We start from the raw sequence: 492 nt of genomic DNA on the forward strand, positions 1-492 counted from the left end.
ACGCTCGGTGCTCGCCGCCGCCAGCAGCAGCCCGGTGACGGCGTTGGCGGCGATGAAGAGCTGCAGCACCAGCAGGTCCTGCGTCAGGTCATCCGTGGCGAAGGGCCCCTGCCCGCGCGCGGTGCCCACGATGGAAGCGGCGGCGATGCACAGCGTGGCCGCCGCCGCGCCCCGAGGACCGAAGCGAAGCGCGGCCCAGGCGGACATGGGGAAGAGGAGGAAGGCGGCCGCGTGCGCCGCGCTGTGCGGCAGCTCCGGCACGAAGAAGATGGCGCCGCCCAGCACCGTGGTGAGCCCCGCGAGCACCACCGCCTCGCCGCCCCGCCGCGGCCAGGACCACCGCTTGAACAGCATCAGCGCCGGCGCCACCACCAGCACGCCCATCAAGTCCCCCACCCACCACACGCGCAGGCCCGTGGCCAGGGACGTCCACGGAAGCCGCCCGCCCAGCACGAGGCTCGCCGCGCCCACCAGCGCGCTCACGCCCAGGCA

1 protein-coding gene is annotated in these 492 nt (G+C 75.2%); it reads right to left on the minus strand.

The window, feature by feature from the left end; all coding sequences use genetic code 11:
- Positions 1–492, minus strand: a 492-nt coding sequence (locus HV824_RS35895; protein ID WP_176425283.1) for an MASE1 domain-containing protein, incomplete at both ends; no start/stop codon positions are given.

It is taken from the genome of Myxococcus sp. AM009 (genome assembly GCF_013372605.1).
GTDB lineage: Bacteria > Myxococcota > Myxococcia > Myxococcales > Myxococcaceae > Myxococcus > Myxococcus vastator.